General features: G+C 62.1%; 25 protein-coding genes. 13 read left to right on the forward strand and 12 right to left on the reverse strand.

All coding sequences use genetic code 11. The annotated features are described in order from the left end of the window. Positions 1 to 120 precede the first annotated feature (120 nt). The 8 genes from U873_RS0117560 to queC all read left to right on the forward strand — a co-directional run bounded on the left by U873_RS0117560 (position 121) and on the right by queC (position 7769). A complete protein-coding gene (locus tag U873_RS0117560) occupies positions 121 to 630 on the forward strand; it encodes a disulfide bond formation protein B (RefSeq protein WP_025129484.1) in 510 nt (169 codons plus the stop codon). A 797-nt stretch (positions 631 to 1427) separates the two neighbouring features. After that, positions 1428 to 2372 (forward strand): ubiquinol oxidase subunit II, encoded by a 945-nt coding sequence (gene cyoA, locus U873_RS0117570; RefSeq protein ID WP_025129485.1) that lies wholly within the window; start codon positions 1428 to 1430, stop codon positions 2370 to 2372. A 3-nt stretch (positions 2373 to 2375) separates the two neighbouring features. Next, on the forward strand, positions 2376 to 4394 hold the full coding sequence (gene cyoB / locus U873_RS0117575) for a cytochrome o ubiquinol oxidase subunit I (RefSeq protein WP_025129486.1): 2019 nt from the start codon (positions 2376 to 2378) through the stop codon (positions 4392 to 4394). 3 nt (positions 4395 to 4397) lie between these two features. Beyond that, a complete protein-coding gene (locus U873_RS0117580; protein WP_025129487.1) occupies positions 4398 to 5024 on the forward strand; it encodes a cytochrome o ubiquinol oxidase subunit III in 627 nt (208 codons plus the stop codon). Then, positions 5025 to 5354: a cytochrome o ubiquinol oxidase subunit IV gene (gene cyoD / locus U873_RS0117585; protein ID WP_025129488.1), complete on the forward strand. Its 330-nt coding sequence runs from the start codon at positions 5025 to 5027 to the stop codon at positions 5352 to 5354. 10 nt (positions 5355 to 5364) lie between these two features. Then, positions 5365 to 6252, forward strand: coding sequence for a heme o synthase (gene cyoE / locus U873_RS0117590; RefSeq protein ID WP_025129489.1), 888 nt, complete (start codon positions 5365 to 5367; stop codon positions 6250 to 6252). Positions 6253 to 6406: 154 nt separating this feature from the next. Next, positions 6407 to 6961: a cytochrome b gene (locus tag U873_RS0117595; protein ID WP_025129490.1), complete on the forward strand. Its 555-nt coding sequence runs from the start codon at positions 6407 to 6409 to the stop codon at positions 6959 to 6961. Positions 6962 to 7070: 109 nt separating this feature from the next. Further along, positions 7071 to 7769, forward strand: a complete 699-nt coding sequence (queC, locus tag U873_RS0117600; protein ID WP_025129491.1) for a 7-cyano-7-deazaguanine synthase QueC — start codon at positions 7071 to 7073, stop codon at positions 7767 to 7769. A 94-nt stretch (positions 7770 to 7863) separates the two neighbouring features. On the opposite strand, the gene U873_RS0117605 is transcribed toward queC, so the two are convergent. Further along, positions 7864 to 8745: a queuosine precursor transporter gene (locus U873_RS0117605; RefSeq protein WP_025129492.1), complete on the reverse strand. Its 882-nt coding sequence runs from the start codon at positions 8743 to 8745 to the stop codon at positions 7864 to 7866. Then, entirely contained in the window at positions 8732 to 9334 is a 603-nt protein-coding gene (locus U873_RS0117610; RefSeq protein ID WP_029978477.1) for a helix-turn-helix transcriptional regulator, read from the reverse strand. The genes U873_RS0117605 and U873_RS0117610 overlap by 14 nt, the downstream gene beginning before the upstream one ends. 538 nt (positions 9335 to 9872) lie before the next feature. On the opposite strand from U873_RS0117610, the gene glyA reads away from it, so the two are divergent. Next, on the forward strand, positions 9873 to 11228 hold the full coding sequence (glyA, locus tag U873_RS0117620) for a serine hydroxymethyltransferase (protein ID WP_025129495.1): 1356 nt from the start codon (positions 9873 to 9875) through the stop codon (positions 11226 to 11228). A gap of 69 nt (positions 11229 to 11297) precedes the next feature. Here glyA and U873_RS0117625 read toward each other — a convergent pair whose 3' ends face one another. From U873_RS0117625 to U873_RS0117665, 9 genes are all read right to left on the reverse strand, one after another. Continuing rightward, positions 11298 to 11999, reverse strand: a complete 702-nt coding sequence (locus tag U873_RS0117625; protein ID WP_025129496.1) for a hypothetical protein — start codon at positions 11997 to 11999, stop codon at positions 11298 to 11300. 189 nt (positions 12000 to 12188) lie between these two features. Continuing rightward, on the reverse strand, positions 12189 to 12686 hold the full coding sequence (locus tag U873_RS0117630) for a DUF6622 family protein (protein WP_029978480.1): 498 nt from the start codon (positions 12684 to 12686) through the stop codon (positions 12189 to 12191). A 91-nt stretch (positions 12687 to 12777) separates the two neighbouring features. Continuing rightward, positions 12778 to 13704, reverse strand: a complete 927-nt coding sequence (locus U873_RS0117635) for a GTP-binding protein (RefSeq protein ID WP_025129497.1) — start codon at positions 13702 to 13704, stop codon at positions 12778 to 12780. Beyond that, a complete protein-coding gene (locus U873_RS0117640) occupies positions 13701 to 15449 on the reverse strand; it encodes an amidohydrolase (RefSeq protein WP_025129498.1) in 1749 nt (582 codons plus the stop codon). Before U873_RS0117640 ends, U873_RS0117635 begins: the two co-directional genes overlap by 4 nt. A gap of 242 nt (positions 15450 to 15691) precedes the next feature. After that, on the reverse strand, positions 15692 to 16873 hold the full coding sequence (locus tag U873_RS0117645) for a pyridoxal phosphate-dependent aminotransferase (RefSeq protein WP_025129499.1): 1182 nt from the start codon (positions 16871 to 16873) through the stop codon (positions 15692 to 15694). A 43-nt stretch (positions 16874 to 16916) separates the two neighbouring features. Next, entirely contained in the window at positions 16917 to 17621 is a 705-nt protein-coding gene (locus U873_RS0117650; protein WP_025129500.1) for an ABC transporter permease, read from the reverse strand. A gap of 9 nt (positions 17622 to 17630) precedes the next feature. Beyond that, positions 17631 to 18344: an ABC transporter permease gene (locus U873_RS0117655; RefSeq protein WP_011063272.1), complete on the reverse strand. Its 714-nt coding sequence runs from the start codon at positions 18342 to 18344 to the stop codon at positions 17631 to 17633. Positions 18345 to 18395: 51 nt separating this feature from the next. Further along, a complete protein-coding gene (locus U873_RS0117660; protein ID WP_025129501.1) occupies positions 18396 to 19169 on the reverse strand; it encodes a transporter substrate-binding domain-containing protein in 774 nt (257 codons plus the stop codon). Positions 19170 to 19218: 49 nt separating this feature from the next. Further along, positions 19219 to 20013: an ABC transporter ATP-binding protein gene (locus U873_RS0117665; RefSeq protein WP_025129502.1), complete on the reverse strand. Its 795-nt coding sequence runs from the start codon at positions 20011 to 20013 to the stop codon at positions 19219 to 19221. A gap of 224 nt (positions 20014 to 20237) precedes the next feature. On the opposite strand from U873_RS0117665, the gene U873_RS0117670 reads away from it, so the two are divergent. The 4 genes from U873_RS0117670 to U873_RS0117685 all read left to right on the forward strand — a co-directional run bounded on the left by U873_RS0117670 (position 20238) and on the right by U873_RS0117685 (position 24276). Further along, positions 20238 to 21158: a LysR substrate-binding domain-containing protein gene (locus U873_RS0117670; RefSeq protein ID WP_025129503.1), complete on the forward strand. Its 921-nt coding sequence runs from the start codon at positions 20238 to 20240 to the stop codon at positions 21156 to 21158. Positions 21159 to 21280: 122 nt separating this feature from the next. Further along, the gene (locus tag U873_RS0117675; RefSeq protein WP_025129504.1) at positions 21281 to 22888 is read left to right on the forward strand and encodes a 5-guanidino-2-oxopentanoate decarboxylase; all 1608 of its coding nucleotides are present in this window, start codon (positions 21281 to 21283) and stop codon (positions 22886 to 22888) included. Positions 22889 to 22969: 81 nt separating this feature from the next. Then, entirely contained in the window at positions 22970 to 23446 is a 477-nt protein-coding gene (locus tag U873_RS0117680; protein WP_025129505.1) for an HIT family protein, read from the forward strand. Positions 23447 to 23472: 26 nt separating this feature from the next. Next, on the forward strand, positions 23473 to 24276 hold the full coding sequence (locus tag U873_RS0117685; protein ID WP_025129506.1) for a GNAT family N-acetyltransferase: 804 nt from the start codon (positions 23473 to 23475) through the stop codon (positions 24274 to 24276). Here U873_RS0117685 and U873_RS0117690 read toward each other — a convergent pair. Further along, positions 24273 to 25133 (reverse strand): DUF4087 domain-containing protein, encoded by an 861-nt coding sequence (locus U873_RS0117690; protein WP_025129507.1) that lies wholly within the window; start codon positions 25131 to 25133, stop codon positions 24273 to 24275. The genes U873_RS0117685 and U873_RS0117690 overlap by 4 nt on opposite strands. Between the last annotated feature and the right edge of the window lie 98 nt (positions 25134 to 25231).

The following is a 25231-nucleotide window of genomic DNA, read 5'->3' on the forward strand; positions in this document are numbered from 1 at the left end:
AGCCGAGGACGCCACTGCGAGCATGGGCCGGGCCACGGTCCACGGGTTCATTGAAGACAATCCAGCCTGGCGTCGCGAGTGCCGGTGGCAGGCTGAACAGACAACAGGAAAGGAATAGGGATGAGTGACGACAGACTGCGTTTGGGACGTGAACGACGCTTCCTGGTGCTGCTGGGGGTGATCTGCCTGGCGCTGATCGGCGGAGCCCTGTACATGCAGGTGGTGTTGGGCGAGGCGCCTTGCCCGCTGTGCATCCTGCAGCGCTATGCGTTGCTGTTGATTGCGCTCTTTGCCTTCATTGGCGCAGCCCTGAGCTCGCGTCGCGGGGTCACGGCCATGGAGACCCTGGTGGTCATCAGCGCACTGTTTGGCGCGGCAGTGGCCGGGCACCACGTGTACACACAGTTCTATCCGGCGGTGAGCTGTGGCATCGATGTGCTGCAGCCGATTGTCGACAGCCTGCCGCTGGCGACGATCTTTCCCCTGGGCTTTCAGGTCGACGGTTTCTGCTCCACGCCGTACCCGCCGATCCTCGGCCTGTCCCTGGCCCAATGGGCCCTGGTGGCGTTCGTCCTGACCGTGATCCTGGTGCCCCTGGGGGTCATTCGCAATCGTAAGCAAACCTCCTGATCCACCCGGAACAGCCCCGGTTCCCCAACAGGGAGCCGGGGCTTTTTCATGCCGTTCATCAGGCACCTGAAAAGTCCGTGATTTGCAGCAAGCGAGGGCGCGGCAAAAGTGCGACATGTTGTCACACTGCTGCGGTCGCAGAGAGGCGGTCGAGGGGTTTCAACAGACTGCAATCAGCCAGATGGGTTCAATTGAAGCCTGTCAGTTTGTGTATGCCGACCTGCTGGGCAAGAACCATAGCCTGCTATCTATACAAATCTTCACAGACCCCGTTTTATAAGGGGTGAAGCCCGGTGAAAGGTGGCCTTGAGGGGCTTTTGCCTGCCTGGTGAGAGTGGGGCGGAGAGGTCTTTTTAGGGCTTTTTGTTGCGAATGAAAATCGATATGATTGCGATCCTTCGCAACAATCGTTAAGGATTGTTGCGCCCTGCGATAAAAATTATTTCGGGATAAGACATGGTTTATGAAACGCGACATATCTACAATCGCCCGCACTGAAATTACCGGCGCTGCTCATCCCTGAGCACACGAGGACGGTCGAGGGGCGGATTGAGTGCTCCATGCGACTGCGGGTGTCGGCACCTTCCAAACTTCCGCACCAAATGGAATTGGTCTGTAACAAGGCCTTTGACCACGAGATCGAATAAGAACCACTGCTAGCCCGGGATGTGTCGTTGAGCGTTTAACGCAACGGGCAGGCCCTTATTCAATTGAAGAAAAATGCCAACCCTTGGCAGGGTGAAGTGTTGGCGATCAAAACCCAACTGCATTGCGCAAGCTGCTTTAGAGGTCGTGAGATGAGTAAAAACAGGTACCCCCGATTACTAGGCTTATTGCCGCTGCTCAGCATGTTGATGCTGGGAGGCTGCAAGTGGACCTTGCTCGACCCCAAGGGTCAGGTCGGTCTGGATGAACGCAACCTGATCATCACGGCAACCATCCTGATGCTGCTGGTGGTGGTACCGGTCATCATCATGACCTTCGCCTTCGCCTGGAAATATCGCGCCTCCAACACCGAAGCGACCTACGCGCCGAAGTGGTCCCACTCCACCAAGATCGAGATCGCGGTGTGGCTGGTTCCGGTGCTCATCATCATTGCCCTGGGTTATGTCACCTACAAGTCGACCCACGCCCTGGACCCGTACCGTCCGCTGGATTCCGAGGTCAAGCCGATCACCATCGAAGTGGTCGCCATGGACTGGAAGTGGCTGTTCATCTATCCCGACCAAGGGATCGCCACTGTCAACAAGATCGTTTTCCCGGCCCATACCCCAGTCAACTTCCGCGTGACCTCCGACACCGTGATGAACTCGTTCTTCATCCCGGGCCTGGGCGGCCAGATCTACGCGATGGCAGGCATGACCACCAAGCTGCACCTGATCGCCAACCAGAACACCGAACTTGAAGGTATCTCCGCCAACTACAGCGGCGCGGGCTTTACCGGCATGAAATTCAAAGCGATCGCAACCAGTCAGGAAGATTTCGACGCCTGGGTAAACGAAGTCAAGAAGGCACCTAAACAGCTGGACACCGCTGAATACGAAGCCCTTTCCAAGCCAAGCCAGAACAATCCTGTAGAGCTCTACTCCGCTTACGCGCCGAACCTGTTCCAGACCATCGTCGACAAGTACGAAGGCATGAAACCGGGCGCGCCGCTCAAGCACGAGAAGAAAGAAAAGGAAGTGGCTGCAACGCAAGGGATGGACGTGAGTTCGCATTCAGCTGCCGGGGCAGAGGAGTAAACGATGTTTGGTAAATTAAGTCTGGAAGCGATTCCGTTCCACGAGCCGATTGTCATGGTGACCATTGCCATGATCGCGCTCGGTGGTCTGGCGCTTGTCGCGGCAATCACCTACTTCAAGAAGTGGACCTATCTGTGGACCGAGTGGCTGACGTCGGTCGACCACAAGAAAATCGGCGTGATGTACATCATCGTCGCCATGGTCATGCTGCTGCGCGGTTTCGCCGACGCCATCATGATGCGTACCCAGCTGGCCATGGCCACCGAGGGTTCGCCTGGCTACCTGCCACCTGAACACTATGACCAGATCTTCACCGCTCACGGTGTGATCATGATCATCTTCATGGCGATGCCATTCTTCACCGGCCTGATGAACCTTGTCGTGCCGCTGCAGATCGGCGCGCGTGACGTGGCCTATCCATTCCTCAACTCCCTGAGCTTCTGGCTGCTGGTATCGGGCGTGGTGCTGATCAACCTGTCCCTGGGCGTCGGCGAATTCGCCAAGACCGGCTGGGTTGCCTATCCGCCGCTGTCGGGCCTGCAATACAGTCCGGGCGTGGGTGTGGACTACTACATCTGGGCGCTACAGCTATCGGGTCTAGGGACGACGCTGACGGGGGTCAACTTCCTGGCCACCGTGCTGAAAATGCGTACCCCGGGCATGAAGATGATGGACATGCCGATCTTCACCTGGACCTGCACCTGGGCCAACGTGCTGATCGTCGCTTCGTTCCCGATCCTCACCGCTACCCTGGCACTGCTGACGCTTGACCGTTACATGGATTTCCACATTTTCACCAATGAACTTGGTGGCAATCCAATGATGTACGTGAACCTGTTCTGGGCCTGGGGTCACCCCGAGGTGTACATCCTGATCCTGCCGGCGTTCGGTATCTTCTCCGAAGTCATCTCGACCTTCTCCGGCAAGCGCCTGTTCGGCCACCACTCGATGATCTACGCATCCGGCGCGATCTCGATCCTGGGCTTCATGGTCTGGCTGCACCACTTCTTCACCATGGGTTCGGGGGCCAGCGTCAACGCCTTCTTCGGCCTGGCGACGATGCTGATCTCGATCCCGACGGGGGTGAAGCTATTCAACTGGCTGTTCACCATCTACCACGGCCGCCTGCGCATCACCAGCCAGGTTCTGTGGACCCTGGGCTTCATGGTGACCTTCGCCATCGGCGGCATGACCGGCGTACTGCTGGCCATCCCGGGTGCGGACTTCGTGCTGCACAACAGCCTGTTCGTGATCGCTCACTTCCACAACGTGATCATCGGCGGCGCGGTATTCGGCTACATCGCCGGCTTCAGCTTCTACTTCCCGAAAGCCTTCGGCTTCAAGCTGCATGAAGGTTGGGGCAAGGCTGCGTTCTGGTTCTGGATCTCGGGCTTCTTCGTCGCCTTCATGCCGCTCTATGCACTGGGCTTCATGGGCATGACCCGTCGTCTGAACGCCACCACCAACCCTGAGTGGGTGCCGTACCTGTACGTCGCCATGGTGGGTGCCGTGATGATCGCCGTGGGTATCGCCTGCCAGCTGATCCAGCTGTATGTCAGCGTGCGTGATCGCAAGCAGAACATGTGCGTCTCCGGCGACCCATGGAATGCCCACACCCTGGAATGGTCGACCTCGTCGCCACCTCCGTTCTACAACTTCGCTGTACTGCCCAAAGCCGAAGGTATCGATCCGTTCACCGAAGCCAAGGAAAACGGCACTGCCTACGCGCAGCCAGGCCGCTACCAGCCGATCCACATGCCCAACAACACTGCTACCGGTGTGGTCATGGGGGCTCTGCTGACCGTGTTCGGTTTCGCCATGATCTGGCACATCTGGTGGCTGGCCATCGCAAGCCTGGCCGGCACCGTGATCTATTTCGCGATCCACGCTGCCCGTGATGATCAAGGCTACATGGTGCCGGTCGAGACGATCGAACGCATCGAAGCCGAACAGCACAAGCGCCTGGTATCGGAGAACAAGATTCCGGCTACCCGTGTTGAAACCTCGTTGGAACAGGCTTAATCCATGTCGAACTTAGTGACCAATGCTGGACACGCCCATGTCGATGACCATGGGCACGATGACCATCACCACGACTCGGGCGAGATGACCGTATTCGGTTTCTGGCTCTACCTGATGACCGACTGCATTCTGTTTGCGTCGATCTTCGCGGTATACGCGGTACTGGTGAACAACGTAGCGGGTGGCCCGTCGGGCCACGACATCTTCGAACTGCCTTACGTACTGGGCGAAACCGCTCTGCTGCTGTTCAGTTCGATCACCTACGGCTTCGCCATGCTGGCGTTCTTCCGGGGCAACAAGAAGCAGGTGCTGGGCTGGCTGGGCATGACCTTCCTGTTCGGCCTGGGCTTCATCGGCATGGAGATCAACGAGTTCCACCTGCTGATCTCCGAAGGCTATGGCCCTAGCCGTTCCGGCTTCCTGTCCGGGTTCTTCACCCTGGTCGGCACCCACGGTCTGCACGTGACCAGCGGTCTGATCTGGATGGCGATCATGATGTACCAGGTGCAGAAAAACGGCCTGACGGCGACCAACAAGACCCGTCTGAGCTGCCTGAGCCTGTTCTGGCACTTCCTGGACGTGGTGTGGATCTGCGTATTCACCGTTGTTTACCTGATGGGGACTATGTAAATGGCTAACACACACTCCCACGACGAAGCCGGTCACGGCAGCGTCAAGTCCTACGCCATCGGTTTCATCCTGTCGGTGATCCTGACGTTGATTCCGTTCGGCCTGGTGATGTACCCATCGCTGCCCAAGGACGTGACCCTGTGGATCGTCCTGGCGTTCGCGGTGATCCAGGTGATCGTTCACCTGGTGTACTTCCTCCACCTGGACCGTTCCGAAGCCCAGCGCAACAACGTCGTCGCGTTCATCTTCGCCGCGTTGGTCATTGTTCTGCTGGTTGGTCTGTCGTTGTGGATCATGTTCAGCATCCACACCGTCATGATGGCGAAGTGAGGTAGACCCGATGTCGCTCAAGCACTTTATCCAAATCACCAAACCGGGGATCATTTTCGGTAACGTGCTTTCTGTGGCAGGCGGGTTTTTCCTGGCCTCGAAAGGGCATGTCGATCTGGCCATCTTCCTGGCCGCGATGATCGGCACCTCGCTGGTGGTAGCGTCCGGTTGCGTGTTCAACAACTGCATCGACCGTGACATCGACCTGAAGATGGAGCGCACCAAGAACCGCGTGCTGGTCCAGGGGCTCATCTCCCTGGAAGCGGCGCTGGTCTATGCCACCGTCCTCGGCGTCGCCGGCGTGGCCCTGCTGTACTACGTGGCCAACCCGTTGGCCGCGTTGTTCGCGGTAATCGGCTTTGTCATCTACGTCGGCTTCTACAGCCTGTACCTCAAGCGCAAGTCGGTTCACGGCACGCTGGTGGGCAGTCTGTCCGGGGCCATGCCGCCGGTGATCGGTTATGTGGCCGTGAGCAACAGCTTCGACATGGCCGCACTGACCCTGCTGGTGATGTTCAGCCTGTGGCAGATGCCGCATTCCTACGCCATCGCGATCTTTCGCTTCAACGATTACCTGGCCGCATCGATTCCGGTGCTGCCAGTGAAGCGCGGAATTCGCGTGGCCAAGAAGCACATCCTGCTCTACATCCTGGCGTTCCTGGTGGCGACCCTGATGCTGACCTTCAGCGGTTACGCCGGCATGAGCTACCTGGCGGTAGCGGCGGCGATGGGCATGTACTGGCTGTACATGGCCTGGACCGGCTACAAGGCGGTGGATGACACCGTGTGGGCACGCAAGCTGTTCGTGTTCTCGATCTTCACCATCACCGCGCTGAGCGTGATGATGTCGGTGGATTTCAAGGCCCCGACCGAGCTGTTGCTGACCTACGCGCACTAAGCTGTCCAGGCCACAGAAAAGCCCCGCCTTCGAGAGAAGCGCGGGGCTTTTTTATTGGGCATCGGCACCGTCACATCATTTAAACCTTTTGAATCCTGTGGGCTTTTATCCCCAGGTAAAATGCGTCGCTCGTGGATGAACCTGAGTGGATGTAATGGAAAGCCGTATTGATATGTACGATTCGAAGGCGCGCTATGGCGCCGTCAGTCGCGGACTGCACTGGGCCATGGCACTGGCCTTTGCCTGGATCTACTGCAGCACCGGTGCACACTACCTGCTGGCCGACTCGGCCCTGGACGAGTTCCTCTGGCCGACCCACAAGTCAGTGGGCCTGCTGTTGATGTCGCTGCTGGTGCTGCGGGTGATCTGGAGCCTGGTGAACCGTCACCGCCGTCCCCCGAGCTTCAACCTTGCCGCGCGCCTGGGGCACGGGCTGCTGTATGCCGGGATGTTTGCCATTCCGTTTCTCGGGCTGCTGCGCCAGTACGGCTCGGGTCGGGCGTTCACGGCTTTTGGCTTGCCGGTGATGTCCGGGTTCGAGGGCCCGAAGATCCAGTGGATGACCGACCTGGGCAACAGCTTCCACAGCCTGCTGGGCTGGACCCTGGCGGTGCTGATCGTCGGCCATGTCGCGGCGGTGATCCTGCACTGTAGCAAAGGCCAGTGGGAGATCCTGCGGCGCATGGCCGGGAGTGGGGCCAAGGCCTGAAGCCATGCGAAGCCCCGCCTTCGAGAGAGGTGCGGGGTTTTTTATTGAGTGCCCGTCAGCGGGCCGTTTAAAATATTGAAATGACTCTACTCCTGCAGGAAGCAGAATAATGAAGAAGAAAGCCGTTATCGTTTTTAGTGGCGGGCAGGATTCGACAACCTGTCTGATCCATGCATTGCCGCACTATGATGAAGTGCACTGCATCACCTTTGACTATGGTCAGCGCCATCACGCGGAAATAGAAGTTGCGCAACAGCTGTCAAAACAGCTGGGGGCGACAGTTCACAAAGTGCTGGATGCGTCGTTGCTCAACGAACTGGCGATCAGCAGTCTCACCCGGGACAATATTCCGGTTCCGACAGTGAACAGTTCAGGTGAAAGTCTGCCAAGCACCTTCGTGCCCGGCAGGAACATTCTGTTCTTAACCCTGGCCTCTATCTATGCCTACCAGGTCAAGGCCGAAACCGTCATTACCGGTGTGTGCGAGACGGACTTCTCCGGGTATCCCGATTGCCGGGACGAGTTCGTCAAGGCGCTGAACAAGGCCCTTGAACTGGGTATGGAATACAAGTTGCGCCTTGAAACGCCACTGATGTGGTTGAACAAGGCGGAGACTTGGGCGCTGGCGGATTACCACCATCAACTGCAGCTGATTCGCGAACAGACACTGACCTGCTACAACGGGATCATCGGCAGTGGCTGTGGCAACTGCGACGCTTGCAACCTTCGCACGCGAGGGCTGAATGATTACCTGGGTAATAAAGCCGAGGTCATGCACAGCTTGAAAGGCAAACTGGGTCTCCAGTGAGCGGGTGAACGACCGCTGGCCAATGGAGTTCAACACCGCCGTTGCTTGAACAGCGAGTGTTGAATCCATTCGCGGGCGCTAAACCGTCGGGTGATTACCTTCCCTGGCCGTCGGTTATGTATCTCTTGAACAACGATCTTGCGCCGTAGGCCGGCAGGATGTTGAAAAACGCAAAGCACACTTTGATCGCGATCTGGACATAAATCATGTTCAGGATGTCGCTGTTCTGCATCGCGCCGTAGAAGGCTATGTAGCAGAACACGAAGCTGTCGATAATCACTGCGAACAGGGTGCTGAGGAATATTCGCAGGAACAGGAACCTGGAGTTGGTCAGCTCTTTTATCTTGCATAGCAAGTAAGAGTTTATGTTCTCGGACACCAGGAACGAGACCGAAGACGCTACCAGCACCGATGAAACTTGAATGATGACGTCGTTGTACGGGGTGTCGAGTTTCCAGCCTGGCAGCCCTGGAAGAAAAGTCGAGCCGTAGAGCAGGATGATAATCATGGCATTGCTTGCGAATGCAAACAGAATGGCTCTTCTTGCCAGCCTTAATCCGAAGTTTTCGTTCAACAAGTCGACAATCAAGAATGTCAGCGGGTAGAGGAAGGTGCCTGGAGTTACGATGATGCCAAGCTGTTCCAGATAGATAGGTTTTGTCGCGGCAATGCTGGTGAAGATGTAAAAGGTAAACAGCAGCAAGTTCAGGATGATGTAGATCATCCAAGAGTTTTCGTGACGATCATTCAAGTCGTATGCAGTCAGCGCTCCTCCTTGGGAATAGAATTTCTTGTACAGGTTCTTGATTTCCATTTTGTTCAAATTGTCCATTATTTCGCTGTTCAGCACTTCACTCAGCTTGATCCTGATGACCTTGCCAGTGGCAATGACCATGATCACGGCCAGGCTCTTGTCATTTTCAAACCCCAGCAATTTGTACTTGCTGTTCTCCAACTCACCTTCATAGGCTGTCATTGAATCGTTCCTCGATGATATCGCCCACTACCTGCAGGCGATCCGAGTCGGAGCACGGGGTGTTCATGATGAGCAGTTTTTTGCCAAGTCGGTCGTACACCAGTTTTTCTTTGTCATCGGTCGAGGAACCCTTTTGTATGATCAGCAAATCACCGGGCTCGTTGAGGCCATTGATTCCCTTCTCCAGCCGCACCGCTATCAGGTTGTAGGAAGTGCCGAAGTAGTAGGTCAGCGGGAAGATCGTCGCCAACTCACCAATGCGCTTGTCGATGTTGGCCAGCAACAGGCTCTCCTTGATGATCGGAACGGCTGCCGGGTTCATGTTTCCTTGGGGAGAGATACTGCTGTCGATGATCTCTTTTTCTTCAAAGTCGACTGTTTCTATTTCTTCGTAGGAGATGCCGAAGAAATCGGAGATCTTGCGAATGGTCGACTGCTGGACGTTGGTAACCTTGCCTTCCAGAATGTTGTAGATGGTCGTGCGGGTCAGTCCACTGGCGTTACATAAAGACAGTTGCGTCTCACCACGGCTTTTTATCAGGTATTTAATATTGCTCTTTAAATACTCTGTCCTTTCTCTTCTGTGCATCAAATGCCCACCATTTCCTTATAGTCGTCACACATCGAGTACTGCTTTGAAATTATGCCGCGCACGGCATTCAACTGCTCGACGCCCGGGGCGTGCTCAGTGAAATCATTGCGCCAAGAATGTTTCCGGCTCTCGCGTAGCCTGTACCAACTTGCTAATGCTCCTTTAGCCAGCCTGCATCCGTCCTGGGATATTTCGCTGTCGGTATCTGCGGCGATCAAATCCTCGGGAAGGTTCGATTCGGGTTGCGCCGCGCGGCGGAGTGTTGCATGCACCCGCCATGACAATAAAGCCCCAGATGCTCGGTTTCATGGTCTTCCTCGGTGCGCATCCGCCGTCGACGCAGGGCTGGTGTTTCCCGGATTTGGCAAAAAAGCATCATTTAATTTGGAATATGTTCAATTCTTTGGTTAATTGACTTGCGCCTCGTACCGCCTGCGCCAAGGTTCGGCTCAGCTCGATGTGCAACACGAACGGGAAAAACAGGAAGCGTGCTGTCGTTCGTGGCACGCAACACTCAAGGAAGGGACACAGAATGATGACAGCTGATACTGCTCGACTCAGGAACCAGGCCGACCTGCTGCGACGCGGCCTGGCGGATCTGCAAGCACAAGACGCGGAACTTGCGGACATCCTCGACGCTGAGGTCACGCGTCAACACCGCACCCTGTCCTTGGTTTCGTCATCCTGCGCGGCCAACCCCCGGAGCCTGGCCGTGTCGGCCTCGGCGCTGGTCAACATCACGGCAGAAGGGGCCCCGGGCCGGCGTCACCAGGCCGGGTGCGAGAACGTCGATCGGGTCGAGGCGTTGGCGATTCGCCGGGCGAAGACGCTGTTCGCTGCCCAATACGCCGGAGTGCAATCGCACTCGGCCTCGAACGCCAATTACCAGGTGCTGTGCGCCTTGCTCGAGCCTGGGGATACGCTGCTCGGAATGGCCCTCGATCATGGCGGCCACCTCACCCATGGCAGCCCCGTGGCCTTCACCGGGGCCAACTACAAGGCGATCCGCTACGGCACCACGGCCCAGGGCCTGATCGACTACGAAGAGGTGCGCCATCTGGCGCTGGCCCATCGTCCGCGCATCATCATCTGTGGGGCAACGGCCTATTCGCAGGTCCTGGACTTCCAGCGGTTTCGCGCGATTGCCGACGAAGCCGGGGCCATCCTCCTCGCGGACATCTCCCATATCGCCGGGCTGGTGGCCACCGGGCGACACCCGAGCCCGATCGACCTGGCGCACGTCACCACGGTCTGTACCCACAAGCAGCTCGCGGGGCCACGCGGTGGCCTGATCCTGTCCGGCCGGGACGCCGACACCAAGGTACCCGGGCTGAGGTCGACCTTTCGCCGCATTCTCGATCAAGCCGTCTTCCCCGGGATGCAGGGTGCACCGGCGGTCAACATGATCGCGGCCAAGGCGGCGGCGCTGGGCTACGCCATGTCTCCGGCGTTCGATGCCTACATGGGACGGATCCGTAGCACCGCAGATGAAATGGCCAAGGCGTTCATGGCCCAGGATTACGAAGTGGTGGGAGGGGGCACGGACAACCACTCGATCCTGCTTCGCCTGCGCGGGGGCATCACCGGCTCCATTGCCGAAGCGGCCCTGGAACAGTGCGGCATCATCGTGAGCAAAAAGCGCGCGCAGGGAGAGACTCGCTCGTCATTTGTCGCCAATGGCCTGTGTATCGGCACAGGATCCATTGCCCAGCGCTACTTCGATCCCCAGGGGTGTCGCCAGGTGGTGGACCTGCTGTGCCGGATTCTCGACAAGGTGACCCCTCTGAGCGAGCAGAAGTACAGCCTGGAGCCCGGGCTGCAGGAGCAGTTCCGGCGACAGGTCGAAGCCTTGTGCGCGATCTATCCCATTGCCGACTACAGGGACAGTTGAGGGGCGGGCCAGCCCCGACTTCGGAGTGAAGTGCGGGGCGGGTGATGGGGCTGTCGGCGGAGAACAGGCTTACTGTTGAGCGACGCTGTAGCCTTCGAACGCGGTCTGTTGCTGGATCGCTGTCACGATGTTCTTGCGGGTCGCCGGCTGTTCGCTGCCGTTATTGTCGACAAAGATCTCGCTTTCCAGCTCGGCCTCGTCACCTTCGCCGACAAAGCTGAAACCCAGGAACTCGAAGGCTTCGCGGTCGACGTTGGCCTTGGAGCGCGGGCGCATCGGCAGGGTGACGCTGATGCCGTCCTTGCTGATGGCGAACACTTCCATTTCTTTCTTCGGGCGCGAGGCCTTGCCCTTGCCACCGCTCGGGTTGCTGATGGCCTGGTGGGTCTGGTTCAGCACTTTCAGCGCCAGGCCGTAGACCAGCTCCTGGAAGTCCGGGTCGTCCTTGTAGCTGGAGAGGATCCGGCTGATGGGGAATTTCTTGCTCAGGTCTTCGAGGGCGGTGAGGTCAGCGGCCTCGGCATCCTTCAATTGCTTGAGCTGGCCCATGAGTTCATAGGCGGTGTCGTCGTCGAAGCGGTCGTGGGCCTGGCGAATTGCAGCGCGCAGTTCGCGAATCTGGTCACTTTCTTTCGAGGAGTGAAAGGCGTCGAGCACCATCTCGCTGATGGTCTTGGCCTGGGACACGTGCTGGGAAAGATGAATGGCATTTTCGTATTCGGTCTTGTTGGACAAGGCGACGACGGATTCTTCGGGCTTGGAATCAGGCATGGAACATCCACTACTTGGTTTAACGGGTTTGAGGCGCGAAAAGCCCGGGGGGATTTTCGGGGGGCGCCTAATCTATTGGACCCGGGCGCTATTGTCACGGACCAAGCGCCGGTGCTGCCGGACCGTCCCTACAGACCGGCAATCGCGATGAAGATTCCCCTCTGACTGAAGGGCGCGGCCGTGGGGCTTTCAGGCCTTGAGCTGGAGTTGCAGGAAGTGGCGGTACAGCTTGAGCGCCCGGCCGCAGAACAGACCAACGGTAAAGCCCGCGGCGGCGCCGCTGATCCCCAGCATCTGGATGCTGCTGGCGTGCTCGGGATGCACGGCGCTCTGGTAGCCGATCCAGTATTTCACGGCGAAGAACAGCAACGAGATGCCGAGGATCTTCAGGGTTCCGGGGACCAGCAGCGCCTCGCCGCCCGACTCCAGCAGGACCCCGGCGTTGGAGAACAGCAGCATGGCCAGCAGGCTGCCCAATGCAGCACCGCTGGCCCAGGCGCCCAGCGCCAGCCATGGGTAGTCGCCAAGGCTCACTGAGCACAGCGACCAGACCAGCAGGATCACCGGCGTCAGCAGCAGCGAGCGGCGGCTTTCGCGAGTGGTGGACAGGGCGCGCAGGCCGTAATAGCAGACCAGGGCGAAGACGGCATACACCCACAGGGGCGTGCCTTGGAGGATATCCAGCATCTGCGGCGTCCTTGCTTCAGCAAAAAAATGGCGACCTATAGTGCGCTTCGCCGGCAGCCCCGTGAAGCGCCCTGTAGTCACCGCTTGCCGCTTACAGCGCTTGGGTATCGGCGACTCCCGCTTCCAGTTCCTGGCGCAGGTCGCTGCCCCGGCGAGCGATGAACACCAGTTGCGCGGCATGCTCGGTGGCTTGTCCGGTGGCCAGGGTGAACTGGCTGCGGTTGCCCACGTGCTGCAACCAATAGGGCTGCTCGTTGCCTTCCAGGCGCACCAGGCCCTTGAGGCGCAGCAGGTCGGCCGGCAGTTGCCCCAGCCAGTCCCGCAGCGCCTTGGGCTGCAAGGGGCGCGAACTCTTCCAGACCCAGCTTTCAAACAGCTCGTCGTGGGCCTGGGGCAGGGCCTTGAACAGCACCTCGGTGGAGCGCACCGGTGGTGCCAGCAACAGCTCTGCCGGCAGTTCGGCCTGTACCGTGTCGAACACCGGCGCGCGACCACCAAGGCTGGCACGGATACTCTGCAACTGCTCCGGGCTGACCAGGTCGGCCTTGTTCAGCAGCACCCAGTCGGCGCAGGCCACCTGGGCCCGGGACAGCCGGGCCATTTCCCCTTCCAGGGCCTGGTAGCCGCTGGCGTCCACCAGGGTGATCACCGCGTCCAGGTGCAGGCGGTTGCGCAACTGCGGGTAGCCGATGGTCTGCACGATGCGCTGCGGGTCGGAGACGCCGCTGCACTCGATGACGATCCGCTCCAGGGCCGGGCGCAGCTTGGACAGGCTCACCAGTTGCGCCAGCAGGTCTTCCTGCACGGTGCAGCAGATGCAGCCGTTCTGCAGGCTGTACACCGCGTCGGTGACCTCGGCGATGATCGCCGCATCGATGTTCAGCTCGCCGAAGTCGTTGACGATCACCGCCAGCCGGCCACTGTCGGCGCGCTGCACCATGCGGTTGAGCAGGGTGGTCTTGCCGGCGCCGAGAAAGCCTGCGACCACGGTGACCGGAATGCTCGGCGTGCTGTTCATTGTTCCTTGCCCTCGATCACCGGTGGCAGGCCTTGCCACACTGCTTCAAGCGGGGTGTCGCTGAAGGTGCCCTGGCGGTCGTAGACCAGTTGCCCTTCGACGAAGGTCAGTTGCACCTGGGTGTGGTGGATGTAGTTGCGCGAGGCTTGAGCGAACAGGTCGCGGTCAAGGACGATCAAGTCCGCCGACTTGCCGGCTTCCAGGCTGCCGGTCAGGTGTTCCAGGCCCATGGCGTGGGCGCCATTGAGGGTCGCCACTTGCAGCGCCTGTTCCAGGCTGATGGGGTCGCCGAAGGTGTCGGGTTCCTGGTTCCACGGGTTCTGCCGGGTGACCATGGTTTCCAGGGCCAGCCAGGGGTCGATGGACGCCACCGGCCAGTCGGTGCCGAACACTGCGATGCCACCGGCGGCCAGCACGCCCTTGAAGTCGTAGATGCGCTTCAGGCGCTCCTGGCCGTAACCCGAGCGTGCGCCGCTGGCGAAGGGCGTCGGGTACCAGGCGGCCGGGGAGAATTCGGCGATCACGTCCAGGCTCTGGAAACGCTTGAGGTTGCCCGGGTGCAGCAGGGTGCTGTGGGCGCACTGGTGACGAATGCCGCTGTTGCCATTGCGCCGCCGAGCCTCGGCCACGGCGTCGAGGAACACGTCGGAGGCGCCGTCGCCGGTGCAGTGGGCGATCACCCGCAGGCCGCGCTTGTCCATGTCCACCACCATGTCGGTGATGTGTTCCGGGGTCAGGTTGAGCTTGCCGCGCCAGCTCGACTCTTCGGGCCAGGGGGTCAGCAGGTAGGAGGACTTGGGCTCCACGGTGCCGTCGAAGTGGAACTTCACCGCGTTGGCGTTCAGGCGTGCGCTGCGATAGAAATGCCGTTCGCCACTGAGCAGCTCCCAGCGCCGGCGCACCGGGAAGATATCGTCCTGCCAACTGATGGCGGCTTCCACCCGCAGGGTCAGCTCACCGGCATCGTCCAGTTCCTTGAGGGCCTGCAGGCGGTTTTCGCAGACGTGCACGTACTTGGTCGCCGTGACCCCGCGAGAGGTCTGGAAGTGCACGCCATCGCGATAGGCGCGGCGCAGCACCGCCACCGGGGTCGGCGGCATGGCGGCGTGGATCAGCGCGTAGGCGCCGTCGATCAGCAGGCCGTTGGGCTCGCCGCTCAGTTCGTCACGCTCCAGGTAGCCGTTGCGCGGGTCGCTGGTGTGGCGGTCGATGCCAGCCAGTTCCAGGGCCTTGGAGTTGACCATCATGGTGCCCCACATGCGGTCCAGCAGGGCCACCGGGCGGTCCGGCATGACGCTGTCGAGCCACTCGCGGCCCGGGGTCAGGCCGGCTTCGCGGAAGGTGTAGCGCACCCAGTATTGGCCGTAGATCCAGCCATCGCCCGGGTGGCTGTCGGCATAGGCGTGGATCGCCGCCGCCAACTGTTCCGGGGTCGGGTCCTCGATCCCCACGTCCAGGTCGTCGGCATAGCGCGGCGCCAGGGCCAGGTCCGGGTGGGTGTGCATGTCGTGCAGGCCGGGCATGCAGAAGGCCCCGTCCAGATCATGCTGACGGGTGTGGGGACCGATCAGCGAGGCCAGGGACGCGAGGCTGCCGACCGCGATCAGCTTGCCCTGGCGGATGGCCACGGCCTCGGCCCAGGGCTGAGCCGGATCCAGGGTATACATCCGGCCGTTGTGCAGCACCAGTTCGGCATATTGATCGACGGCGCTATGGGTGGAATTGAATTGGTCGGAAGCGGTCACGGGGGTCAACCTCTCAAGCAGGGGGCCCTTCAAAGGTGGGCAAAAAAATGGGCGACAAGCTCAGTTGCAAGGGTGTTGTCATGGGGCATGACGAGATCGTTGTGGCAAATGCCCAGTGGCGAGGGCGCGGGCTCGCGCTGGGGGGCATAGCCCCCCACAGGCCTCGACGTTGACGAGCGAGCCTCCAGGCCCGCGTCGCGGTCGAGCGGGAGCACGCGCCCTGGCCACCATCGAGCGGTTGTTCAGCGTTGTGCACCCAGGGTTTCGACAAAGCTGGCAATGCGTTGGCAAGCGTCCTTCAACACTTCGTCGGCAACGGTGAAGGAAATCCGTACAAAGCCTTCGGCACTGGCGCCAAAGGCCTGGGCGTCGAGCACCGAGACCCCGGTGGCGCGGAACAGCTGCCAGGCAAAGTCCATGCTCGACAGCCCGGTGCGGCGCACGTCCACCAGCATGAACATCCCGGCTTCGGGCACGCGGCAGTCCAGCAGCGTCACCTGCTTGAGGCCGGCCACCACCAGGTCGCGCCGGCGGCGATAGACCTCGCGGGCGCTGCCCACCACTTCCTCGTCCAGTTCCAGGGCCTTGAGCGCGGCTTCCTGGATGAACCCCGGCAGGCCGTAGAGCATGCACAGCAGCAGGTTGTCCAGGTGCCCGACCAGGGCCGGGGGGGCAATCACCCAGCCAACGCGCCAGCCGGTCATGGCGTGGGTCTTGGACAGGCTGTTGAGGATCACCGTGCGTTCGGCCATGCCCGGCAGCGAGGCGATGCTCAGGTGTTCGCGGTCATAGGTCAGCTGGCCGTAGACCTCATCGGAGATCACCCACAGGTCGTGCTTGCGTGCCACTTCGGCCACGGCTTCCAGCTCTTCGCGGCTGTAGACGTTGCCGGTGGGGTTGCACGGGGTGGCCAGGGCGATGCCGCGGCTCTTGTCGGTGAGCGCGGCTTCCAGGGCCGCCACGGTCAGGCGAAAGCCGTTGGCGGCCGGTTGCTCGACGCAGGCGATCCTCGCACCCGAGGCGTGCATGCACGCCTCGTAGGTCAGGTACATGGGCTCGGGCACCAGCACTTCGTCGCCACTGCTGAACAGGCACAGGGCGGTGGCGAACAAACCGTTCTGCGCCCCGGCCACCAGGGCCACGTTGTCGGCGCTGACGTCGATGCCCAGCAGGCGTCGCTGCTTGGCGGCGATGGCCTCGCGCAGTGCCGGCCGGCCGAGCACGTGGGTGTAATGGGTGTCGCCTTGTTCCAGGGCGGCGCTGGCGGCATCGCTGATGCGGGCGTCGGTGGCGAAGTCCGGGTCACCGACGCTGAGGACGATCACGTCCTCGCCGCGACCCCGGGCATCGATGGCCGCGTAATGGATATCCCAGGCGCTGACGGATTCGCCGCTGATGCGCTGAACGAAGGGTGAGTAACGCATGCTGTTCTCCTCACGGGCGTCACCGCCCGGGTAATCAATGGGTTCAGGCCTGGCGCTGGGGAGCTCGGCTGGGCGAGGGTTGGCCCAGGCGCGCACACAGGTGTTCGATGACAAAGGCCAGGATGATGTAGATGACCGCGACCGCCAGCAGCGGCTCGTAGACTTTCAGGGTCTGGGCCCGCACCAGGTTGGCAGCCCCGAGCAGGTCGGTGACCGCCACGGTGGAGGCCAGGGCCGTGGCCTTGAGCAGCAAGACGCATTCCCCCACCAGGGTCGGGCGCACCAGTTCCAGGGCCCGGGGCAGCCAGACCCGGCGCAGGGTCAGCCAGTAGCCCATGCCGTAGGCGCGGGCGGCTTCGAGCTCGCCCTTGGGCACCGCACGCAAACCACCGCGCAGCACTTCACCGACATAGGCACCGACACTCAGGGTCAGCGCCAGGGCCACGTACCAGAAGCCCTCGCGCAGGTAGGGCCAGAGGAAGCTGCCGCGGATCGGCGGGTAGGCGGCGAACAGGCTGCCGACCCCGTAATAGAGGATGTAGATCTGCACCAGCAGCGGCGTGCCGCGAAATACGCTGATGTAGAACTGCATGGGCGCGCGGATCAGCGGGTTGCGCGATACCCGCCCAAGGCCCACCACCACCGCCAGGGCAAAGCCGCAGGCGCCGCTCAAGGCCAGCAGCTTGAGAGTGATGCCCAGGCCGCGAAGCAGTTCGTTGGAGAAACCGTTGATCCAGGAAAAATCCATCCGAGCCTCCTAGTGCTGGGGCAGCCAGCGGTTGGTGCGTCGTTCGAGCACGCGGAACACGCTGCCGGACACCAGGGTGATGACGAAGTAGAAGGCCGCGACCGCCAGGTAGAACACCAGGTAATGCTTGGTGGAACCGGCCGCCTGCTTGCCCACCGAGAGCAGTTCGCTGTAGCCGACGATGCTGATCAGCGCACTGTCCTTGACCAGCACCAGCCACAGGTTCGACAGCCCGGCCATGGCGTAGGGCAACATGCTCGGCAGCAGGATGCGCCGCACCAGCAGCCAGCGCTCGATGCCGTAGGCCCGGGCCGCTTCGATCTGGCCATGGGGAATGGCCTGGATCGCGCCGCGGATGATCTCCGCCGAATAGGCGCCCTGGACGATGCCCAGCACCAGCACTGCGGCGATGAAGCCGTTGACCGTGACGCTTGGCCGGTCCATGGCCGCCATGGCCATGTTCAGCAGGTCGGTGCCGGCGTAGTACAGCAGCAGGATCAAGAGCAACTCGGGCATGGCCCGATACAGGGTGGTGTAGACGTTGGCCAGCTTCACCAGCCAGCGCGGGCCCTTGAGCTTGATCATCGCCACCAGCAGGCCGATGCCCAGGCCCAGGACGAAAGCCCCGGCGGAAATCTGCAGGGACACCAGCGCACCCTGGGCCAGGGCGCCGAGCCAACCGTCGGCGACGAACAGTTGGGAAAGGTCGGACAGAGAAATCATGACGTATCCAGTCAACGCCGGCGGCCCGTCGCAACGGGCCGGCCGGACGGCTTAGTTGGCAGAGATGTCGACGCTGAAGTAGCGGCTGCGGATCTTGTCGTAGGTGCCGTCGGCCTTGAGCGCGGCCAGGGCGGTGTCGATCCGCTGTTGCAGGGCGCTGTCGCCCTTGCGCAGGCCGACGCCGATGCCGGAACCGAACAGCGGGTCCTTGGGCGCCAGGCCCTTGTCCGCCAGGCCGGCGCCGGCTGCGGTCTTGAGGATCGGCTCGATGGTCAGGGCATCGGCCAGCATCACGTCGATGCGTCCGCTCTGCAGGTCGGCGAGCATGTCGTCCTGGGTGGTGTAGTAGCGCAGGGTCGAGGTCTTGCCGTAGTAGGCCTTGGCGAAGGTGGCGTTGGACGTCGAGCCCTGCACACCGATCAGCTTGCCCTTGAGGCCTTCGGGGGTGGGCGTCAGTTCCAGGCTCTGGTCGGCCACCCACATGGCCGGGGTCTGGTAGTAGGGGGCGGAGAAATCGATGACCTTCTGGCGCTCCTCGGTGATGCTCAAGGAGTTGAGGATGGCGTCGATCTGGCTCGACTGCAGCGCCGGAATAAGGCCGTCCCAGGCCACCTCCTTGAGCGGGCAGTCGGCCTGCATGCGTTCGCACAGGGCCTTGATCAGTTCGGGTTCGAAGCCGCTCCAGGCACCGCCGCCGCTTTTCATCGAGAACGGCGGGTAGGGTTCCAGGGCGATGCCGAAGACAATCTTGTCGGCGGCCACGGCGTGGCTGGCCAGGGCACTGAACAGGCAACCGGTGGCAAGCACCTTGAGCAGGTTTTTCATGGCTTTACCCTTTATCGAAGTTGTTGTTTTCAAGGATTGAAGCGAAACGTCAGACGCGGTTTTCCTGAGCCATGACGAATTGCCGGCAGCGCTCGCTGACCGGGTTGAGGAACACTTGCTGGGGTGGCCCTTCTTCTTCCACCAGGCCCTGGTGAAGGAACATCACCTTGCTCGACACGTCGCGGGCGAAGGCCATTTCGTGGGTCACCAGGATCATGGTACGGCCTTCTTCGGCGATGCCCTGGATGACCTTGAGCACTTCGCCCACCAGTTCCGGGTCCAGGGCCGAGGTCGGCTCGTCCATCAGTAGCACCCGAGGGCGCATGGCCAGGGCCCGGGCAATGGCCACCCGCTGTTGCTGGCCGCCGGAGAGGAAGGACGGGAAGGTGTCGCGCTTGTTGGCCAGGCCGACTTTTTCCAGCAGGTGCTCGGCATGGGCGATGGCGTCCTTGCGGTCTTCGCCGAGGACATACACCGGGGCCTCGATGACGTTTTCCAGCACGGTGCGGTGGGGCCACAGGTTGAAGCTCTGGAACACCATGCTCAGTTGGGTGCGCAGGCGTGCGACCTGGGCCGGGTCGGCGACCTGCGGGTTGCCGGCGCGGTCGGTCTTCAGGCGCACTTCCTCGCCATTGATGCGCAGGCTGCCGCTGCAGGGAATCTCCAGCAGGTTGATGCAGCGCAGCAGGGTACTTTTGCCCGAGCCGCTGGAGCCGATCAGCGACACCACTTCGCCTTCGTTGGCGCGCAGGGCAATGCCCTTGAGTACGTGGTGATCGGCGTAGCTCTTGTGCAGATCGTCGATCGCCACCACGGGATTGATGGAGTTGGGCTGCGATTGCAAGGGTCGACCCTCTTGTTATTGTGCGATGGCCGGGCAAGACCCGGCACAGGGTAGGGGTCGAGAATTAGCCATCACAGGCGTGGGGTCAATCGAGCATTTTTAGCCGGACCCGGTAATTTTTTTCAGCAATGAGGTTTTTTCTCAGCGACAGGCGAGGCTATTGCCGGACGCCGATTGCGGCTATGGTGCTGCCACCTGTTTTCTGTAGTCGAGGCGTGATCGGTATGCGTTATCCCTCCATGACAGCGCTGCGTGCACTGGACGCGGTGGCGCGCCTGGGCAGTGTCGCCGACGCCGCCAACGAGCTGAACCTGACCCCCAGCGCCATCAGCCACCAGATCAAGAGCCTGGAACAGACCCTGGGGTTCGCCCTGACCGAGCGCATGGGGCGCAGCATTCGCATCACCTACCAGGGTGAACGCTACGCCCGGGACATCCACCTGCTGCTGGCCAACATCCTCGAGGCCGGCCAGCGCTCCGATGGCCAGCAGGTCAGCGGGCGCCTGTGCATCAGCAGTCCGCCGGGGTTCGCCACCTACTGGCTGTGCACCCACATCGCCGAATTCCAGGCGCTGTATCCCCAGGTGGAACTGCAACTGGTGTCGCCCCGCAGCCCCGGCGATACCAGCGACAGCAGCGTCGACCTGTTCGTTGCCTACGGCATGGGCGACTGGCCCAACCAGCACGTGCAGAAGATCGTCTCCCTGCGCTATTTCCCGGTGTGCAGCCCGAGCCTGGTGAATGCCATGGGGGGCCTGAAGACTCTCGACAGCCTGGATCATGCCTTGCTGCTGCACATGATCGACTACTCCGATTGGCGGGTCTGGCTGGCCGCTGCCGGGGCACCGAATGTGGAGGTGCGGCGGGGCATCGTGTTTGCCGATGCGCACTTCGTGCAGTCGGCGTGCATCGCCGGCCAGGGCATCGCCATGGGCGACAACCTGATCAGTGGCGAGGCCCTGGCCAGGGGGCAACTGGTGCAGCCCTTCGGCACCGAGATCGAGTCCAACCGCGGCTACTACCTGGTGACGGACCTGCTCAAGGCGGAGCGCCCTGTGGTGCAGGCCTTCAGCGAATGGGTCAAGTCCCAGCTGCAGGGCATCACCCGGCTCCACCCGGAGCCGCGGCGCAACGGCAAAGCGTGAATTTTATTGAGCAATGGCCGCGATTTATTTCGATTGTTGCAGCCTGGGTGCAGCGACTAATGTCCCTCGACATCAGCCGGGCGCAGGGTGTCGTCCGCCTATAAGAACAAGAGGAGTAGTCGATGACCACCTGTGCGCAGTCGCTGGTTCGTTTGCTGGAAGGTTATGGCGTGGACACGGTGTTCGGGATTCCCGGCGTGCACACGGTTGAGCTGTATCGCGGGTTGCATGGCAGCCGCCTGCGGCACGTCAGCCCGCGGCATGAACAGGGCGCGGGATTCATGGCCGACGGCTATGCCCGTGCCAGTGGCAAGCCCGGTGTGTGCTTCATCATCACCGGCCCGGGCATGACCAATATCCTCACCGCCATGGGCCAGGCCTACGCCGATTCGGTGCCGATGCTGGTGATCTCCACCGTGAACCGGCGCGAGCACCTGCGCCTGGGCCACGGCCATCTGCATGAACTGCCGGATCAACGGGCGATGGTGGCCGGGGTCTGTGCCTTCAGTCACACCCTGCAGGCGCCAGCCGAGCTGCCGGAACTCCTGGCCCGGGCCTTTGCCGTGTTCAAGTGCGCACGACCGCGGCCGGTGCATATCGAGATCCCCCTGGACGTGCTGGAAATGCCGGCCGACAGCCTCAACCTGATGCCCCGCAGCCTGCCCGGTGCACCGGCACCGGCAGGCGTCTCGATCGAGGCGGCGGCGGTCCTGCTCAACAGTGCCCACCGCCCGCTGATTCTGGCCGGTGGTGGCGCCCGGGGCTGCGCTGAAGTGCTGCGCCAACTGGCCGAGCGCCTGCAGGCACCGGTGGCCCTGACCACCAATGCCCGCGGCCTGCTGCCCTGCGGCCACCCGCTGCTGCTGGACGGGGTACAGTCTTCGAGCCATGGCCGGGCACTGATCGACGAAGCCGATGTGGTGCTGGCCGTGGGCACCGAACTGGGGGAAACCGACTACGACTTCTTTGGTCTGGGGCCATTGCGCTTCAAGGGCTCATTGATTCGCCTGGACATCGACCCGATGCAGGTCATGGGCGTGCAGCGGGCCCATGTCGGCCTGGTGGGCGATGCCCGGGAAGGCTTGCAGGCCCTGCTGGAAAAAGCCCCGCCAGCCAGTTCTCGCGGGCGTTGGGCGGTGGACAGCGTGCAGCGGGTAAACCAGGCCGAACGCGCGGGCTGGAGCCCCAAGCAGCGCGGCTTGCAGGGCCTGCTGGACCTGCTGCGCGACACCCTCGACACGCCGATCCTGGTGGGGGACTCGACCCAGCCGGTGTATCAGGGTGCCAGCGGCTACCAGGCCCCGGCGCCGGCCAGCTGGTTCAACGCCGGCAGCGGCTACGGCACCCTGGGCTATGGTTTGCCGGCCGCCATGGGCGCCAAGCTGGCGCGGCCCGAGCGTCCGGTGGTGGCCCTGGTGGGCGACGGTGGGCTGCAGTTCACCAGTGGCGAGCTGATCGCGGCCCGCGAGGCACAGATCGGGGTGATCCTGCTGGTGTGGAACAACCAGTGCTACGGCGAGATCCGCGACTACATGCTGGCCCGGGACATCGAGCCGCTGGGGGTGGACATCCTCACTCCGGACTTCCAGGCCCTGGCGCGCAGTTGCCATGTGGCGCACCACCGCGCTGATTCGCCGGCGCAGTTGCAGGACCTGCTGCTGACCCTGCAGGAGACCCGGCAGCCGGTGATGATCGAGGTCGACGCCGGAGCCTATCTGGCCCTGGACTGATCCGAAGACTCGCTCAAGGGGCAAGGTAGGTTACATTGGCGGCGCCCGTCAGGACCGACCTTGCCACTCGAGGATTCAAGGATGAGCTGCATTTTCTGCCAGATTATTGCTGGAGCCCTGCCAGCCGCGGTGGTCTACCGCGACGAACACTGCATGGCCTTCATGGACGTGCATCCGCTGGGGGAGGGCCATGTTCTGCTGATTCCCCAGTCCCATGTGGAAAAACTCGATCAGTTGCCCGGCTTCGTCCGCCAGCACCTGTACCAGGTGTACGACGGCCTGGTGGCCGCGCAACGCCGTGCCGGCTACGGCGTCGAAGGCACTCACCTGCTGGTCAACGACGGTCGGGCCACCAACCAGCACATTCCCCACGCCCACCTGCACCTGATTCCCCGTCGTCGCGGCGATGCCCTGGGCTTTGCCGGGCGCCTGTTGCTGCATTTCACCGGGCTCTTCGGCCGTCGCACCCGGCTCGAGCTGCTGCAGGCCCAGGCCGAGGCGATTGCCGAGCAGGTGCGGGTGCCCTGGGTCAATGAAACACCGGCCGGAGCGCGCTGAGTCTTTTGCCCAAGGAGTGGATCGACATGCAACACCGCGATGCCCAGGCGATCGAGTTCGCCGAACAGCAATACTTGCGTTCCCGGGTGGCCGGGCTGGCAGCGCTGCCGGGCAACCCCTATCGGGCCCTGCTCAGTGGCAGCGACCATTGCGGTGCCTTCGTGCTGGGTGCCAGCAACAGCCCGATGTTGAATCGAGTACAGGGTGATGGCGTGCAGGATGGCGCGGCGCTGGCGGCACTTCTGGGCCAGTACGCGGAATATTCCCCGGTTGTGGCGCTGATCGGCGCCTCTACCAAGGCTCCCGACACCCTGGAACTGGCGGGGCAACCGCTGTGCAAGCTCAGGGGCTGGACCCATGTGCAAATGACTGCGTCGCTCGACAGCCTTCCCGGCAGTGTTGTGCCTGGCGAGATCGAACTGGTGACGGCCGCAACCCTGGGGGACTTTGCCCGGCTGCACGGTGAAGGCTTCGCCAAGAACCACGAAGCCCGGCAGCTCAACCAGGCGGCGTTCGGGGCGTTGCTGGAGGATTCGCGAGCGGCGCTGTATCTGCTCCGCGAGCAGGGTGTGGCGGTTGCTGGCGCGGCCCTGTTCGCCGCCAGCAATGGCGTGGCGTACCTGGGCACGGCCTTCACCAGCAAGGCTGCCCGTGGTCGGGGTTACCACCGCCTGCTGATTGCCCAGCGCATCCACCAGGCCCGGGCCTGGGGTTGCCAGCAGGTGGCGGCCACGGCCCTGGCCAGTTCCCAGAGCCGGCGCAATCTGCAGCACTGCGGCCTGCAGCTGTCCCATGCACAAAGCCTGTATCGGCTCGCGGCCGTGCCTTAGTCCTGCGGCGCGGCGGAATCGGCATCGAAGCGAATCGAGCCGATGATCCCGTGCAGGGTGGTGAAGTCCTGGTAGACCCCGGCGCTCTCGATCACCACCTGGTTGCGTTGGTCATAGATGAGCGCCATCAGGCAATTGCCCCCTGCGGCGTGGTAGCCGGTCAGCGCATCGCCCACGCCGCAGCTCTGGTAGGCCACCAGGCCCTGCCAGCCTGGGCCGTCCAGGGTCTGAACCGGGCTTGGCGGGCTCTTTCCGGCACTGCGCATCCATACCCCGTGATCCTGATAGAACACCAGGCTGTCGGCGGCCTGCTCCAGGCTGTCCTGGTGCCGGCACAGGTGCAGGGTGTACTCCTCGATCCGGGGTTTCTTGGGGTGATTCAGCGTGATGCAGTGCTCGCTCTTGCTCAGCTTCCAGCCCTTGGGATAGTGCAGGCCGAAGCCCTGGCCCTGATACCAGGGAGAACCCTTGGGCAACGGCGGCAAGCTGGCCGCCGGGTGCGCCGGTTCTTCCAGCCGTGGATCGGCACGACAGGTCGCCAGCGGCTGTACCTTGGCCTGGGTCAGGTTGTCCAGGCGTGCGGTCTTGCGGTTGGCGCTGGCGGTGATGCAGGCACAGCCGTAGCCATAATGATTGTGGGTCTGGACCCACTGCTGGCCATTGAACGCCGGCCAGTCGCCCTGGGCCTGGTAACCGCCCTGGCTGGCGATTTCCCAGGTGCCGTCGCGATCGGTGAGGGTGGCGTTGGCGGGCGTCGGGTTTTCGAACCAGCCGCAGCGGCGTTCGACCTTGGCCGGTGCGGCAACGGTGGGCAAGGCGATCAGCAGCAGGGTGGCAGACAGGGCAGGGCGCAGCATGGAGCATCCTTGTTCGGCGACAAAGCGGGCGGCCAGTGTACGCCCGGGCGGTTATCGGTAAACAGCGGTGCAGGGCGGCGGAGGGCAATCCTGAACGC

It is taken from the genome of Pseudomonas sp. PH1b (assembly GCF_000633395.1).
In the GTDB taxonomy this organism is placed as follows: domain Bacteria; phylum Pseudomonadota; class Gammaproteobacteria; order Pseudomonadales; family Pseudomonadaceae; genus Aquipseudomonas.